The following is a 14,471-nucleotide window of genomic DNA, read 5'->3' as shown; positions in this document are numbered from 1 at the left end:
ACCTCGTGACAACGATCACTCCCGATTCCGGGAACCAGGCAACGCCCCGCCCCTCACTTCGCTCCGAGGCCGGTGCGCCCGGTACGCTCACCGCCGTGCCACACCCTGATCAGTCCCAAACCACCCAGAAGGGTGCACCCGTGACATATCCGGGACCGCCCCGGCCGGTCCAGGTCTCCGCCACCCCCCTCGCGGAGCTCGCCGATCAGCTGGGTGCCGAAAAGCCTGCCAGTCCGGCCGACGCCGCCGAGGTCACGGGCATCACCCATGACTCGCGCGCCGTTCGCCCCGGCGACCTGTACGCCGCCCTCCCGGGCGCCCGTCTGCACGGCGCCGACTTCGTCACCCAGGCCGCCGGCCTCGGCGCGGTCGCCGTGCTGACCGACCCGACGGGCGCCGAGCGGGCCGCCGCCACCGGACTTCCGGTGCTGGTCGTCGCAGACCCACGCGCGCTGATGGGCGAACTGGCGGCCACGATCTACGGCCACCCCGGCCGCGATCTGCTCCAGATCGGCATCACCGGCACCTCCGGCAAGACCACCACCGCCTACCTCGTCGAGGGCGGCCTGCGGACAGCCAGGGCCACCGGCGAGAGGGGCTGGCGCGAAGCGTCGCCGGGCGAGGGCGGTGATGGGCGACGGGTGGGCCTGATCGGCACCGTCGAGACGCGTATCGGCGACGAGCGCATCAAGTCCGAGCGGACCACCCCCGAAGCCACCGACCTCCAGGCCCTGTTCGCGGTCATGCGCGAGCGGGGCGTCGAGGCGGTCGCCATGGAGGTCTCCAGTCACGCCCTGGTCCTCGGGCGGGTCGACGGCTGTGTGTTCGACCTCGGTGTCTTCACCAACCTGAGCCCGGAACACATGGAGTTCCACTCCGACATGGAGGACTACTTCCAGGCCAAGGCGCGGCTGTTCACGCCGAAGCGCAGCAGGCTCGGCGTCGTCAACTTCGACGACGAGTACGGGCGCAGGCTGGTCAAGGAAGCCACCGTTCCCATCGTCACCTTCTCCGCCGAGGGCCACCCGGACGCCGACTGGCGTGCCGAGGACGTCGAAGTCGGGCCGCTGGACTCGACGTTCACCGCGATCGGCCCCAAGCGGGAGCGGATCACCGCCCGCTCGCCGCTCGCCGGGCCCTTCAACGTGGCCAACACCCTCGCCGCGATCGTCGCCCTCGCCGCCGCCGGACTCGACCCGCAGGCCGCCGCCGACGGCATCGCCGCAGTGCCGGGCGTACCGGGCCGCCTCGAGCGGGTGGACGTCGGGCAGCCGTATCTCGCGGTCGTCGACTACGCCCACAAGACCGACGCCGTCGAGTCGGTCCTGCGCGCCCTGCGCAAGGTCACCGAGGGGCAGCTGCACGTGGTGCTCGGCTGCGGCGGTGACCGCGACAAGTCCAAGCGGATGCCGATGGGCGCCGCTGTGGCCCGGCACGCCGACACGGCGGTGCTGACCTCCGACAACCCCCGCTCCGAGGACCCCCTCGCGATCCTCGCGACCATGCTTCAGGGCGCGGCCTCCGTACCGGCGCACGAACGCGGCGAGGTCCAGGTCTTCGAGGACCGGGCCGCCGCGATCACCGCCGTGGTGTCCCGTGCCCGGCCCGGCGACACCGTGCTGGTCGCGGGCAAGGGCCACGAGCAGGGCCAGGACATCGCCGGGGTGGTACGTCCCTTCGACGACCGCCAGGTGCTTCGCGAAGCTATCCAGAAGACCCAGGGATGAACTTGTGATCGCCCTCTCCCTCGCCGAGATCGCAGCAGTCGTCGGCGGGCAGACGCACGACATACCGGATCCGTCCGTCGAGGTCACCGGAGCGGTCGTCCGGGACTCCCGTGAGGTGGAGCCGGGCAGCCTCTTCGTCGCCTTCGCGGGCGAGCGCGTGGACGGCCACGACTTCGCACACGCGGTCGTCGAAGCGGGCGCGGTCGCCGTACTGGCGTCCCGCCCCGTCGGCGTGCCCGCCATCGTCGTCGAGGACGTCCAGACGGCACTCGGCGCCCTCGCGCGCCATGTCGTACGACGGCTCGGCGCGACCCTGGTCGCGCTGACCGGTTCCGCGGGCAAGACCAGCACCAAGGACCTCATCGCCCAGGTGCTCCAGCGCGCGGCGCCGACGGTGTGGACGCCGGGCTCGCTCAACAACGAGATCGGGCTGCCGCTGACCGCCCTGTCCGCCACCGAGGACACCAAATTCCTCGTGCTGGAGATGGGCGCCCGCAGCATCGGCCACATCCGCTACCTCGCCGGCCTGACCCCGCCGAAGGTCGGCCTCGTCCTCAACGTCGGCACCGCGCACATCGGCGAGTTCGGCGGCCGCGAGCAGATCGCGCAGGCCAAGGGCGAACTCGTCGAGAGTCTGCCGGAAGACGGCACGGCGGTCCTCAATGCGGACGACCCCCTCGTACGGGCCATGGCATCCCGTACCAAGGCGAAGGTGATCCTTTTCGGAGAGTCCGGCGAAGCGGACGTACGCGCCGAGAACGTGCGACTCATGGACAGCGGACAGCCCGCCTTCAGGCTTCACACACCCTCCGGTGCAAGCGAAGTGACCATGCGCCTGTACGGTGAGCACCACGTGTCGAACGCGCTCGCCGCGGCCGCCGTCGCCCACGAACTGGGCATGTCCGTAGCTGAGATCGCCACCGCGCTCTCCGAGGCGGGCTCCCTCTCCCGCTGGCGTATGGAGGTCACCGAGCGCCCGGACGGCGTGACGATCGTCAACGACGCCTACAACGCGAACCCCGAGTCCATGCGAGCGGCTTTGCGCGCGCTCGCCGCGATGGGCAAAGCCGCACAGGCGAAGGGGGGCCGTACGTGGGCGGTGCTCGGCAAGATGGCCGAGCTCGGGGACGAGGCGCTCGCCGAGCACGACGCGGTCGGACGGCTGGCCGTCCGGCTCAATGTCGGCAAGCTCGTCGCGGTCGGGGGCAGGGAAGCGTCCTGGCTGCAGCTGGGCGCATATAACGAGGGTTCGTGGGGTGAGGAGTCGGTGCACGTGTCCGACGCACAGGCGGCGGTCGACCTGTTGCGCAGCGAGTTGCGCCCGGGAGACGTCGTACTCGTGAAGGCGTCCCGGTCGGTCGGGCTCGAGAGCGTGGCGCAGGCGCTCGTCGAGACCGGTGCCGAGGGTGAGGTTTCCGCCCGATGATGAAGCAGATCCTGTTCGCAGGAGTCATTGGTCTGTTCCTCACGCTGATCGGCACCCCGCTGCTGATCAAGCTCCTCGCACGCAAGGGCTACGGCCAGTACATCCGTGACGACGGCCCGCGCACGCACGGCAGCAAGCGCGGTACGCCGACCATGGGCGGTATCGCGTTCATCCTGGCGACGGTCGCCGCGTACTTCCTGTCCAAGGTGTTCACCGGCCTCGGCGAGGCCAAGACACCCCCTCCGACCTTCTCGGGTGTGCTGGTCCTCGCCCTGATGGTCGGCATGGGCATGGTCGGTTTCCTCGACGACTACATCAAGATCGTCAAGCGGCGTTCACTCGGTCTGCGGGCCAAGGCGAAGATGGCCGGCCAGCTGATCGTCGGCATCAGCTTCGCGGTGCTCTCGCTCCAGTTCGCGGACTCCCGGGGACAGACGCCGGCCTCCACGAAGCTGTCGTTCATCACGGACTTCGGCTGGACGATCGGCCCCGTGCTGTTCGTGGTCTGGGCGCTGTTCATGATCCTCGCGATGTCGAACGGCGTGAACCTGACCGACGGTCTGGACGGCCTGGCCACCGGCGCCTCCGTCCTCGTCTTCGGCGCCTACACCTTCATCGGTGTCTGGCAGTACCAGGAGTCCTGCGCCAACGGGGAGACCCTGACCAACCCGGGCGCCTGTTACGAGGTGCGTGATCCGCTCGACCTCGCGGTGATCGCCTCCGCGCTGATGGGCTCCTGTCTCGGCTTCCTGTGGTGGAACACCTCGCCGGCCAAGATCTTCATGGGGGACACCGGTTCGCTGGCCCTCGGCGGTGTGCTCGCCGGCCTCGCGATCTGCTCCCGCACCGAGCTGCTGATCGCCCTCCTCGGCGGCCTGTTCGTCCTCATCACCATGTCGGTCGTCATCCAGGTCGGCTCGTTCCGCCTCACCGGCAAGCGGGTCTTCCGCATGGCGCCACTCCAGCACCACTTCGAACTAAAGGGGTGGTCCGAAGTCCTTGTCGTGGTCCGCTTCTGGATCATCCAGGGCATCTGTGTGATTGTCGGACTGGGTCTCTTCTACGCGGGATGGGCGGCGGACAAGTGACCGACTGGCAGGGAAAGCGCGTCACCGTCGCCGGGCTCGGCGTCTCCGGCATCCCGGCGGCCAAGGTGCTGCACGGATTCGGCGCCGTCGTCACGGTCGTCAACGACGGCGACGACGAGCGGGCCCGTGCCCAGGCCGCCGAACTGGAGGCCCTGGGCATCACCGTGCGCCTCGGCGACGGCGCGACCCTGCCGCAGGGCACCGAACTCATCGTCACCACACCCGGCTGGAAGCCGGACAAGCCGCTGTTCGCCGCCGCCGCGCAGGCCGGCGTCCCCGTCTGGGGCGACGTCGAACTCGCCTGGCGGCTGCGCGGCCCGGAGGCAGCTCCCTGGCTGGCCGTCACCGGCACCAACGGCAAGACGAGCACGGTCCAGATGCTCGCCTCCATCCTCAAGGCGGCGGGCCTGCGCACGGCCGCCGTCGGCAACATCGGCGTCTCGCTGCTGGACGCGGTGCTCGGCGACGAGCAGTACGACGTCCTCGCCGTGGAGCTGTCGAGCTATCAGCTCCACTGGGCGCCCTCCCTGCGCGCCCACTCCGCCACCGTCCTGAACCTGGCGCCCGACCACCTCGACTGGCACGGCTCCATGGAGGCGTACGCCGCCGACAAGGGCCGTATCTACCACGGCAATCGGGTCGCCTGCGTCTACAACGTCGCCGACAAGGCCACCGAGGACCTGGTGCGCGAGGCCGATGTCGAGGAGGGCTGCCGAGCCGTCGGCTTCACCCTCGGCACGCCCGGCCCCTCCCAACTCGGTGTGGTGGAGGGCATCCTGGTCGACCGCGCCTTCGTGGAGAACCGGCAGAAGAACGCCCAGGAGCTGGCGCAGATCTCCGACGTCAACCCGCCGGTCCCGCACAACATCGCCAACGCCCTCGCGGCGGCCGCTCTCGCGCGCGCCTACGGGGTGCCCGCCGCGGCCGTACGGGACGGACTGCGGGCCTTCACCCCGGACGCCCACCGCATCGCACACGTCGCCGACGTGGCCGGTGTCACGTACATCGACGACTCCAAGGCCACCAACACCCACGCGGCTCAGGCCTCGTTGGCGGCGTACGAGTCGATCGTCTGGATCGCCGGCGGGCTGGCCAAGGGCGCGTCCTTCGACGAGCTGGTCGCCAGGTCGGCAAAGCGACTTCGCGGGGTCGTCCTGATCGGCGCGGACCGGGCCCTCATCCGGGAAGCCCTCGCGCGACACGCCCCGGAGGTACCCGTCGTCGACCTCGACCGGACCGACACTGGGGCGATGCTCCAGGCAGTCCAGGAGGCGCAGCGGCTCGCGGTCGAGGGCGACACGGTTCTGCTGGCCCCGGCCTGTGCCTCCATGGACATGTTCGCCAACTACAACAAGCGCGGTGACGCGTTCGCGGAGGCGGTTCGCGAGCTCGACGCCGGGGGCACCAGACACCCCCTATGACCCGGCCGCCTGCCGGGCGCCCCTGGGAGGGACGCGTGGGACTCGCGAACCCGGCCACGCACACGTGGCCGATGTACAGCAAGGACGCCGATGTCCGGTAGCCGTACCGGGCGGCCGCCCGTGCAGCGCCGGGTGGCGCGGCCCGCCGCCTCCCGGGCGGTGCGCGAGAACCCGTTCCTCAGTCTGTACACGCGGGCCCGCCGCGCCTGGGACCGGCCGCTCACCGCGTACTACCTGATCCTCGGCGGCAGTCTGCTGATCACCGTGCTCGGCCTGGTGATGGTCTACTCGGCCTCCCAGATCACGGCGCTGCAGATGTCCCTGCCGGGCTCCTACTTCTTCCGCAAGCAGCTCCTCGCGGCCGTCATAGGCGGTGTGCTGCTGCTGGTCGCCTCCCGGATGCCGGTGAAGCTGCACCGGGCGCTCGCGTACCCGATCCTGGCGGGCGCCGTCTTCCTGATGATCCTGGTGCAGGTGCCGGGGATAGGGATGTCGGTCAACGGCAACCAGAACTGGATCTCGCTCGGCGGCTCCTTCCAGATCCAGCCCAGCGAGTTCGGCAAGCTCGCGCTGGTGCTGTGGGGCGCCGACCTGATGGCCCGCAAACAGGACAGGAAGCTGCTGTCCCAGTGGAAGCACATGCTGGTGCCGCTCGTGCCGGTCGCCTTCATGCTGCTCGGACTGATCATGCTCGGCGGCGACATGGGTACGGCGATCATCCTGACCGCCATCCTGTTCGGTGTGCTGTGGCTGGCGGGCGCCCCGACCCGGCTGTTCGTCGGAGTGCTGTCGGTCGCCGTCACCCTCGGTGTGATCCTCATCAAGACCAGCCCCAACCGGATGGCCCGGCTCCAGTGCATCGGCGCCACCGAGCCGAAGTCCGGAGTGGCCGACTGCTGGCAGGCCGTGCACGGCATCTATGCCCTGGCCAGCGGCGGACTCTTCGGGTCCGGGCTCGGCGCGAGTGTGGAGAAATGGGGCCAACTCCCGGAAGCCCACACGGACTTCATCTTCGCCGTGACCGGTGAGGAACTGGGCCTCGCGGGGACGCTGTCCGTGCTCGCCCTCTTCGCGGCTCTAGGCTATGCGGGTATCCGCGTGGCCGGACGCACGGAGGACCCCTTCGTGAGGTATGCCGCGGGAGGTGTGACCACCTGGATCATCGCGCAGGCGGTGATCAACATCGGTGCGGTGCTCGGCTTGCTGCCGATCGCCGGTGTCCCCCTCCCGCTGTTCTCCTACGGGGGTTCCGCCCTGCTGCCGACCATGTTCGCCATCGGGCTACTGATCGCCTTCGCGCGTGAGGACCCCGCTGCGCGGATGGCGCTTTCCATGCGGCAGACCCGCTTTGGCAGAAAGCGTGCGGGGGGCCCTGTGCGGGGGCCTCGAAGATGGAACACGATGCGACGGCGTGCCTCGGCGGCGCGCTCGTCCGGAGAGCGGTGAATTTCGGTGCATGTCGTACTCGCCGGTGGGGGGACCGCCGGCCACATCGAGCCAGCGCTCGCCCTCGCGGACGCCCTGCGCAGGCAGGACCCGGCCGTGGGGATCACGGCCCTGGGCACAGAGCGCGGCCTGGAGACCCGGCTCGTACCGGAGCGGGGCTACGACCTCGCGCTGATCCCCGCGGTACCGCTGCCACGCAAGCCCACCCCTGAGCTGATCACCGTCCCGGGCCGGCTGCGCGGCACGATCAAGGCCGCCGAGCAGATCCTGGAGCGCACCAGGGCGGACGCCGTCGTCGGCTTCGGCGGCTATGTGGCGCTGCCCGGCTATCTCGCCGCCAAGCGTCTGGGTGTGCCGATCATCGTCCATGAGGCGAACGCCCGGCCCGGCCTCGCCAACAAGATCGGCTCCCGGTACGCCGCCAAGGTCGCCGTCTCGACCCCGGACAGCAAGCTGCGGGACGCCCGCTACATCGGCATCCCGCTGCGCCGGGCCATCGCCACGCTCGACCGGGCGGCCGTACGCCCAGAGGCCCGCGCCGCCTTCGGGCTCGACCCGAACCTGCCGACGCTGCTGGTCTCCGGCGGCTCGCAGGGCGCCCGCCGGCTCAACGAGGTGGTCCAACAGGTCGCGCCCTGGCTCCAGCAGGCCGGGATCCAGGTCCTGCACGCGGTCGGCCCGAAGAACGAACTGCCGCAGGTACAGCAGATGCCGGGGATGCCCCCGTACATCCCGGTACCGTACGTGGACCGGATGGACCTCGCGTACGCCGCGGCCGACATGATGCTGTGCCGTGCGGGCGCGATGACCGTCGCCGAGCTCTCCGCCGTCGGACTCCCGGCCGCCTATGTCCCGCTGCCCGTCGGCAACGGCGAACAGCGGCTGAACGCCCAGCCGGTGGTCAAGGCCGGCGGTGGACTGCTGGTCGACGACGCGGAACTGACCCCCCAGTGGGTCCAGCAGAACGTCCTGCCGGTGCTCGCCGACCCGCATCGGCTGTACCAGATGTCCCGCGCCGCCGCCGAGTTCGGCCGCCGGGACGCCGACGACCTTCTCGTCGGCATGGTGTACGAGGCGATCGCCGCCAGTCGTGCACACCGTTAGGCACGTATAGGAAGGCAGGGAGCGTGGCCGGATCGACGACCGCCGAGCGCGGTGAACGCCAGCAGAAGTCGTCCGGCCCGCCGCCCGCCAGAAGGTTCACGCCACCCCGCCTTCGTATGATCATCGTTCTCGTCATCGCGTTGGTCCTCCTCGGCGCGGGCACCGTCTGGCTGTTGTACGGCTCCCAGTGGCTGCGGACGGAAGAGGTATCCGTCTCCGGGACCCGGGTCCTGACGCCCGCGCAGGTGCGCGAGGCGGCCGACGTACCGGTCGGGGCGCCGCTGATCTCCGTCGACACTGAGGCGATCGAGGCACGACTGCGCCGAAAATTGCCCCGAATTGACGTGGTTGACGTAGAGCGTTCCTGGCCCCATGGAATCGGGCTGAAAGTGACTGAGCGCACTCCGGTTCTGCTTGTCCAAAAGGGCCGAAACTTTGTCGAAGTGGACGATGAAGGTGTCCGCTTCGCCACGGTTTCGCGGGCGCCGAATGGCGTCCCCGTACTGGAATTGACACTCTCTCGGCCAGGTTCGCGCGCCCCGAGCCTGCGGCGCTTCGGCGAGGACCGGCTGGTGCGTGAGGCGGTCCGGGTCGCCGGCGCACTTCCGGCCACGGTCGCCCGCGACACCCGAACCGTCAAGGTGCTTTCGTACGACGACATCTCGCTGGACCTGGGGGGTGGCCGCACCGTCGCGTGGGGAAGCGGCGAGAAGGGTGCCGCCAAGGCCCGTACGCTCACAGCCCTCATGAAAGCCGCCCCAGACGCGCGGCACTTCGATGTCAGCGCCCCCACCGCGCCTGCGTCATCAGGGAGTTGACGCACATCTGCGCAGGCCAGCACCCTGGTTGGGCAGCGCTATGCCTGATCACATAGGGTGAAAAGAAAAACGGGAGGTTCGGCGTGTTCGTTGAACGTGCGCCACTTGTCGACTTAGTGTCCTGTTCAGAAGACTCCAGGGAACAGACACACTGGTAACCCTAAACTTCAGCGTTAGGGTTCGGGTCGGCGTTATGGACCGTCCCATTCGGCATCTGTCGTCGGACCACGGGTTCACACCCGCGAGGCGGCGACAACGTAATTCGAGGCGAGAGGCCTTCGACGTGGCAGCACCGCAGAACTACCTCGCAGTCATCAAGGTCATCGGTGTCGGCGGCGGTGGTGTCAATGCCATCAACCGGATGATCGAAGTCGGTCTCAAGGGTGTCGAGTTCATCGCCATCAACACCGACGCACAAGCGCTGTTGATGAGCGACGCCGACGTCAAGCTCGACGTCGGCCGTGAACTCACCCGCGGACTCGGCGCCGGAGCCAACCCGGCCGTCGGCCGCAAGGCCGCCGAGGATCACCGTGAGGAGATCGAGGAGGTCCTCAAGGGGGCCGACATGGTCTTCGTGACGGCCGGTGAAGGCGGTGGCACAGGCACCGGCGGCGCGCCCGTCGTGGCCAACATCGCCCGCACGCTCGGCGCCCTCACCATCGGCGTGGTCACGCGCCCGTTCACCTTCGAGGGACGGCGCCGCGCGAACCAGGCCGAGGACGGCATCGCCGAACTCCGCGAAGAGGTCGACACCCTCATCGTCATCCCGAACGACCGGCTGCTGTCCATCTCGGACCGCCAGGTCTCCGTCCTCGACGCGTTCAAGTCGGCGGACCAGGTCCTGCTCTCCGGTGTTCAGGGCATCACCGACCTCATCACCACCCCCGGTCTGATCAACCTCGACTTCGCCGACGTGAAGTCGGTCATGTCCGAGGCGGGTTCGGCCCTCATGGGCATCGGCTCGGCCCGCGGCGACGACCGCGCGGTGGCGGCCGCCGAGATGGCGATCTCCTCACCGCTGCTCGAAGCCTCCATCGACGGCGCCCGGGGCGTACTGCTCTCCATCTCCGGCGGTTCCGACCTCGGTCTGTTCGAGATCAACGAGGCCGCCCAGCTGGTCAGCGAGGCCGCTCACCCCGAAGCCAACATCATCTTCGGCGCGGTCATCGACGACGCCCTCGGCGACGAGGTGCGGGTCACCGTGATCGCGGCCGGGTTCGACGGCGGCCAGCCGCCGGCCCGCCGGGACACCGTTCTCGGTTCGGCGTCAGGCTCCTCGTCGTCCTCGGGCCGCCGCGAGGAGGCCACTCCGGTACGGCAGGCCGAGAGCCGGCCGAGCTTCGGCTCGCTCGGCAGCGTCACGCCGAAGGAGGAGCCGGAGCCCGTTCCGGAGCCCGTGGCCGACATCCAGGTCTCCCCGCCGGTTCCGCCGTCGCGGTCCTACACGGACAGCGCGGCCGAGGAGCTGGACGTGCCGGACTTCCTCAAGTGATCGTCCTGACGTGATAAGACAGCGCGACACCGTGAGCGGCGCGCACTTCGCCTTCACCGACAGGTGGGGCGGGGTGAGCGCCGTTCCGTACGAGGAGCTCAACCTCGGCGCGGCGGTCGGCGACGAGCCCGACGCCGTACGGACCAACCGTGAACTGGCCGCCAAGTCCCTCGGTCTCGAGCCCGCCCAGGTGGTCTGGATGAACCAGGTGCACGGGCCGGACGTCCTGGTGGTCGACGGCCCCGGGGGGCCTGCTGCCGAGGTCCCCGCGGTCGACGCGGTCGTCACCGCCCGGCGCGGAGTGGCCCTCGCCGTGCTCACCGCCGACTGCACGCCCGTCCTGCTCGCCGACCCGGTCGCCAAGGTGGCCGCGGCCGTGCACGCGGGCCGGCCCGGGATGGTCGCCGGGGTCGTCCCGGCAGCCGTCCGGGCCATGATCGAAATCGGCGCCGAACCGTCCCGGATCGTCGCCCGCACCGGCCCCGCCGTCTGTGGCCGCTGCTACGAAGTGCCGGAGACGATGCGCGCCGAGGTCGCAGCCGTCGAACCGGCGGCACACGCCGAGACGAGCTGGGGCACACCGGCGGTCGACGTGACCGCCGGCGTGCACGCGCAACTCGAACGGATCGGGGTGCGTGACCGGGAGCAGTCGCCGGTGTGCACGCTGGAGTCGGGGGACCACTTCTCGTATCGCCGAGACCGGACCACGGGACGGCTCGCGAGCTATGTCTGGCTGGACTGATGGGGCATGACAGAACGTAAGGACGAACTCGCCGCGAACCTGGCGAAAGTGGAGGAACGCATCGCTGCGGCGTGCGCTGCCGCCGGGCGGGGGCGTGCGGAGGTGACCCTGATCGTGGTCACCAAGACGTATCCCGCGGGCGACGTGCGGATGCTGTCGGAGCTCGGCGTGCGGCACGTGGCCGAGAATCGCGACCAGGACGCGGCGCCCAAGGCCGCCGCTTGTGCGGATCTGCCGCTTTCCTGGCATTTCGTCGGTCAGTTGCAGACCAACAAAGTGCGATCCGTGGTCGGTTACGCGGATCTTGTGCAGTCCGTCGATCGTTCCAAGTTGGTGGCGGCCCTGTCCAGGGAGGCCGTGCGGGCCGAGCGTGAGGTGGGCTGCCTGATCCAGGTCGCCCTCGACGCGGGCGAGAACGAACGAGGCGAGCGAGGTGGTGTGGCGCCCGGCGGGATCGAGGAGTTGGCCGACCTCCTCGCCGAGGCGCCGGGTCTGCGACTGGGCGGACTGATGACCGTCGCACCGCTGACCGGGGAGTACGCCGGCCGTCAACAGGCGGCGTTCGAGCGGTTGATGGATTTGTCGACTGACCTGCGCCGAGCCCATCCGGCTGCGAACATGGTCTCGGCAGGGATGAGTGCGGATCTCGAACAGGCCGTGGTGGCCGGAGCGACACATGTACGCGTCGGCACCTCGGTACTCGGAGTCCGCCCCAGGCTCGGGTAACGTCGCCAGGAAGTCGGACCACAGCAGAAAATATGGTCATTACCGCTGAACAGCGGGCACAACGACCTCGTGGATCGCGGGCACTTGGCTGTAGTCAGTCGATCCACCACAGAGCGGAGGACTCGGAGCATGGCCGGCGCGATGCGCAAGATGGCGGTCTACCTCGGCCTCGTGGAGGACGATGGGTACGACGGCCGCGGGTTTGACCCCGATGACGACTTCGAACCCGAACTGGACCCGGAGCCCGAGCGGGACCGACGACGGCATGAGCCGTCGCACCAGTCACACGGCTCGCACCAGTCCCACCAGGCGCTTCAGTCTGAAAGGGACGAACCGGTGCGAGTAGTACAGCCTTCGGTGCCGCGTGAGCCGGTGCCCCGATCCGCTTCGCTAGGCGCGGAATCCGGGCGTCCGGCGCGCATCGCGCCCGTGGCATCCATCACACAAGAACGCGCAAGTCTGGAGAAGAACGCACCGGTGATCATGCCCAAGGTCGTGTCGGAACGAGAGCCGTACCGGATCACCACACTTCACCCTCGGACCTACAACGAGGCCCGTACCATCGGGGAACACTTCCGTGAGGGCACTCCGGTGATCATGAATCTGACCGAGATGGATGACACAGACGCCAAGCGACTTGTCGACTTTGCGGCCGGTTTGGTGTTTGGTCTTCACGGCAGCATCGAGCGGGTGACGCAGAAGGTGTTCCTGTTGTCTCCTGCTAACGTCGATGTCACGGCGGAGGACAAGGCCCGCATCGCAGAGGGCGGGTTCTTCAACCAGAGCTGAGACGCACGACCGGAATCAGCAGGACGAGCAGTACCCAGCAGCACGGAAACAGGGGAGAGGGAAGCACCAGTAATGAGCGTGGTCCTGGATGTCATCTACATCGCGCTGATGTGCTTCCTCATCGTGCTCATCTTCCGGTTGGTCATGGACTACGTCTTCCAGTTCGCCCGCTCGTGGCAGCCCGGCAAGGCGATGGTGGTCGTTCTGGAGGCCACTTACACTGTCACTGATCCACCGCTCAAGCTTCTACGGCGGGTCATCCCGCCGTTGCGTCTCGGGGGCGTGGCGCTCGACCTGTCCTTCTTCGTACTGATGATCATCGTCTACATCCTGATCTCCGTCGTGAGCCGGCTGTGAACGATACGGTCTTGCCGAATGCCGACGACTACGTTGAGGTGAAGAGATGCCGTTGACCCCCGAGGACGTGCGGAACAAGCAGTTCACGACCGTCCGCCTCCGAGAAGGCTATGACGAGGACGAGGTCGATGCCTTCCTCGACGAGGTCGAAGCCGAACTGACCCGACTGCTCCGCGAGAACGAGGACCTGCGCGCCAAGTTGGCCGCTGCCACGCGCGCTGCTGCCCAGAATCAGCAGAACATGCGCAAGCCTCCGGAACCGCCGCAGGACCAGCAGCAGCAACAGCAACAGGGCATGCCGCCTCAGCAGGGCATGCCTCAGCAGGGCATGCGAGGTCCCGGCGCTCCCGTACCTGCCGGCATATCTGGCCCGCCGCAGCAGCAGATGGGTGGCCCCATGGGTGGCCCGCCCCAGCTGCCGAGCGGTGCCCCGCAGCTGCCCGCCGGTTCCGGTGGTCAGGGCGGCCCGCAGGGTCCCGGTCCGATGGGTCAGGGCCCCATGGGACAGGGTCCGATGGGCCAGGGTCAGATGGGCCAGGGTCAGATGGGTGGCCAGCCCCCCATGCAGCAGCAGATGGGCGGCTCGATGGGTGGCCCCATGGGCGGTCCGATGGGCGGCCCCGGTCAGGGACCCGGCGGCGACAGTGCCGCCCGTGTCCTCTCGCTGGCCCAGCAGACCGCCGACCAGGCGATCGCCGAGGCTCGTTCCGAGGCCAACAAGATCGTCGGCGAGGCGCGTTCGCGTGCCGAGGGTCTTGAGCGTGACGCCCGTGCCAAGGCTGACGCCCTGGAGCGGGACGCGCAGGAGAAGCACCGCGTCGCGATGGGCTCCCTGGAGTCCGCCCGCGCCACGCTGGAGCGCAAGGTCGAGGACCTGCGCGGCTTCGAGCGCGAGTACCGCACGCGCCTGAAGTCGTACCTGGAGTCGCAGCTGCGTCAGCTGGAGACCCAGGCCGACGACTCGCTGGCCCCGCCGCGCGCTCCGGCTGCCGCGTCGTTGCCGCCGTCCCCGGCGCCGTCCATGGCCCCGGCCGGTGCGACCGCACCGTCGTACGGTGGCAACCAGTCGATGGGCGGCGGGCCGTCGCCGGCTCCTCCGTCCTACGGCGGTCAGCAGGGGATGTCCCCGGCGATGACCCAGCCGATGGCGCCGGTACGGCCGCAGGGCCCGTCGTCGATGGGGCAGGCTCCCTCGCCGATGCGTGGCTTCCTGATCGACGAGGACGACAACTGACGGTTGGTAGTACGACGTAGATGTCGGAAGCGTTCAGGGCGGGGCCCCGGATTTCGATCCGGGGCCCCGCCCTTGTGCGTGTCCTGGCGGCGGTGCCAGTC

General features: G+C 69.3%; 13 protein-coding genes. All 13 read left to right on the top strand.

What is annotated here, in order from left to right; genetic code table 11:
* Positions 1–140: 140 nt before the first annotated feature.
* The 13 genes from AB0H86_RS23795 to AB0H86_RS23735 all read left to right on the top strand — a co-directional run bounded on the left by AB0H86_RS23795 (position 141) and on the right by AB0H86_RS23735 (position 14,370).
* The gene (locus AB0H86_RS23795; RefSeq protein WP_362442115.1) at positions 141–1,727 is read left to right on the top strand and encodes a UDP-N-acetylmuramoyl-L-alanyl-D-glutamate--2,6-diaminopimelate ligase; all 1,587 of its coding nucleotides are present in this window, start codon (positions 141–143) and stop codon (positions 1,725–1,727) included.
* A 4-nt stretch (positions 1,728–1,731) separates the two neighbouring features.
* Positions 1,732–3,153: a UDP-N-acetylmuramoyl-tripeptide--D-alanyl-D-alanine ligase gene (murF, locus tag AB0H86_RS23790; protein WP_362442112.1), complete on the top strand. Its 1,422-nt coding sequence runs from the start codon at positions 1,732–1,734 to the stop codon at positions 3,151–3,153.
* On the top strand, positions 3,153–4,241 hold the full coding sequence (mraY, locus tag AB0H86_RS23785; RefSeq protein WP_362442484.1) for a phospho-N-acetylmuramoyl-pentapeptide-transferase: 1,089 nt from the start codon (positions 3,153–3,155) through the stop codon (positions 4,239–4,241). Before murF ends, mraY begins: the two co-directional genes overlap by 1 nt.
* Positions 4,223–5,662: a UDP-N-acetylmuramoyl-L-alanine--D-glutamate ligase gene (gene murD, locus AB0H86_RS23780; RefSeq protein WP_362442109.1), complete on the top strand. Its 1,440-nt coding sequence runs from the start codon at positions 4,223–4,225 to the stop codon at positions 5,660–5,662. The genes mraY and murD overlap by 19 nt, the downstream gene beginning before the upstream one ends.
* A 90-nt stretch (positions 5,663–5,752) precedes the next feature.
* Positions 5,753–7,108 (top strand): putative lipid II flippase FtsW, encoded by a 1,356-nt coding sequence (ftsW, locus tag AB0H86_RS23775; protein WP_362442106.1) that lies wholly within the window; start codon positions 5,753–5,755, stop codon positions 7,106–7,108.
* A gap of 6 nt (positions 7,109–7,114) precedes the next feature.
* Positions 7,115–8,212, top strand: coding sequence for an undecaprenyldiphospho-muramoylpentapeptide beta-N-acetylglucosaminyltransferase (gene murG / locus AB0H86_RS23770; RefSeq protein WP_362442103.1), 1,098 nt, complete (start codon positions 7,115–7,117; stop codon positions 8,210–8,212).
* Positions 8,213–8,235: 23 nt separating this feature from the next.
* Complete coding sequence (ftsQ, locus tag AB0H86_RS23765) at positions 8,236–9,030, top strand: cell division protein FtsQ (protein WP_362442100.1); 795 nt, start codon at positions 8,236–8,238, stop codon at positions 9,028–9,030.
* Between the two features lie 283 nt (positions 9,031–9,313).
* The gene (gene ftsZ / locus AB0H86_RS23760) at positions 9,314–10,522 is read left to right on the top strand and encodes a cell division protein FtsZ (RefSeq protein ID WP_362442098.1); all 1,209 of its coding nucleotides are present in this window, start codon (positions 9,314–9,316) and stop codon (positions 10,520–10,522) included.
* A gap of 10 nt (positions 10,523–10,532) precedes the next feature.
* Entirely contained in the window at positions 10,533–11,264 is a 732-nt protein-coding gene (gene pgeF / locus AB0H86_RS23755) for a peptidoglycan editing factor PgeF (RefSeq protein WP_362442096.1), read from the top strand.
* A 6-nt stretch (positions 11,265–11,270) separates the two neighbouring features.
* Positions 11,271–11,990 carry a YggS family pyridoxal phosphate-dependent enzyme gene (locus AB0H86_RS23750; protein ID WP_362442093.1) on the top strand — a complete coding sequence of 240 codons (720 nt, stop codon included), beginning with the start codon at positions 11,271–11,273 and terminating at the stop codon, positions 11,988–11,990.
* A 129-nt stretch (positions 11,991–12,119) separates the two neighbouring features.
* Positions 12,120–12,779: a cell division protein SepF gene (gene sepF, locus AB0H86_RS23745; RefSeq protein ID WP_362442090.1), complete on the top strand. Its 660-nt coding sequence runs from the start codon at positions 12,120–12,122 to the stop codon at positions 12,777–12,779.
* A gap of 72 nt (positions 12,780–12,851) precedes the next feature.
* A complete protein-coding gene (locus AB0H86_RS23740) occupies positions 12,852–13,136 on the top strand; it encodes a YggT family protein (RefSeq protein WP_266440999.1) in 285 nt (94 codons plus the stop codon).
* Between the two features lie 46 nt (positions 13,137–13,182).
* Positions 13,183–14,370, top strand: a complete 1,188-nt coding sequence (locus AB0H86_RS23735) for a DivIVA domain-containing protein (protein WP_362442086.1) — start codon at positions 13,183–13,185, stop codon at positions 14,368–14,370.
* Positions 14,371–14,471: the final 101 nt, after the last annotated feature.

Source organism: Streptomyces sp. NPDC050997 (genome assembly GCF_040660135.1).
GTDB lineage: Bacteria > Actinomycetota > Actinomycetes > Streptomycetales > Streptomycetaceae > Streptomyces.
The sequence above is the reverse complement of the archived record's forward strand: the minus strand, read 5'-3'. Positions and strand labels throughout refer to the sequence as shown.

Bases quoted from the DNA above. Each gene is read 5' to 3' on its own strand.
- AB0H86_RS23735 (WP_362442086.1), top strand. From the start codon at position 13,183: ATGCCGTTGACCCCCGAGGACGTGCGGAACAAGCAGTTCACGACCGTC.
- AB0H86_RS23740 (WP_266440999.1), top strand. From the start codon at position 12,852: ATGAGCGTGGTCCTGGATGTCATCTACATCGCGCTGATGTGCTTCCTC.
- AB0H86_RS23750 (WP_362442093.1), top strand. From the start codon at position 11,271: ATGACAGAACGTAAGGACGAACTCGCCGCGAACCTGGCGAAAGTGGAG.
- mraY (WP_362442484.1), top strand. From the start codon at position 3,153: ATGAAGCAGATCCTGTTCGCAGGAGTCATTGGTCTGTTCCTCACGCTG.
- ftsW (WP_362442106.1), top strand. From the start codon at position 5,753: ATGTCCGGTAGCCGTACCGGGCGGCCGCCCGTGCAGCGCCGGGTGGCG.
- murD (WP_362442109.1), top strand. From the start codon at position 4,223: ATGGGCGGCGGACAAGTGACCGACTGGCAGGGAAAGCGCGTCACCGTC.
- sepF (WP_362442090.1), top strand. From the start codon at position 12,120: ATGGCCGGCGCGATGCGCAAGATGGCGGTCTACCTCGGCCTCGTGGAG.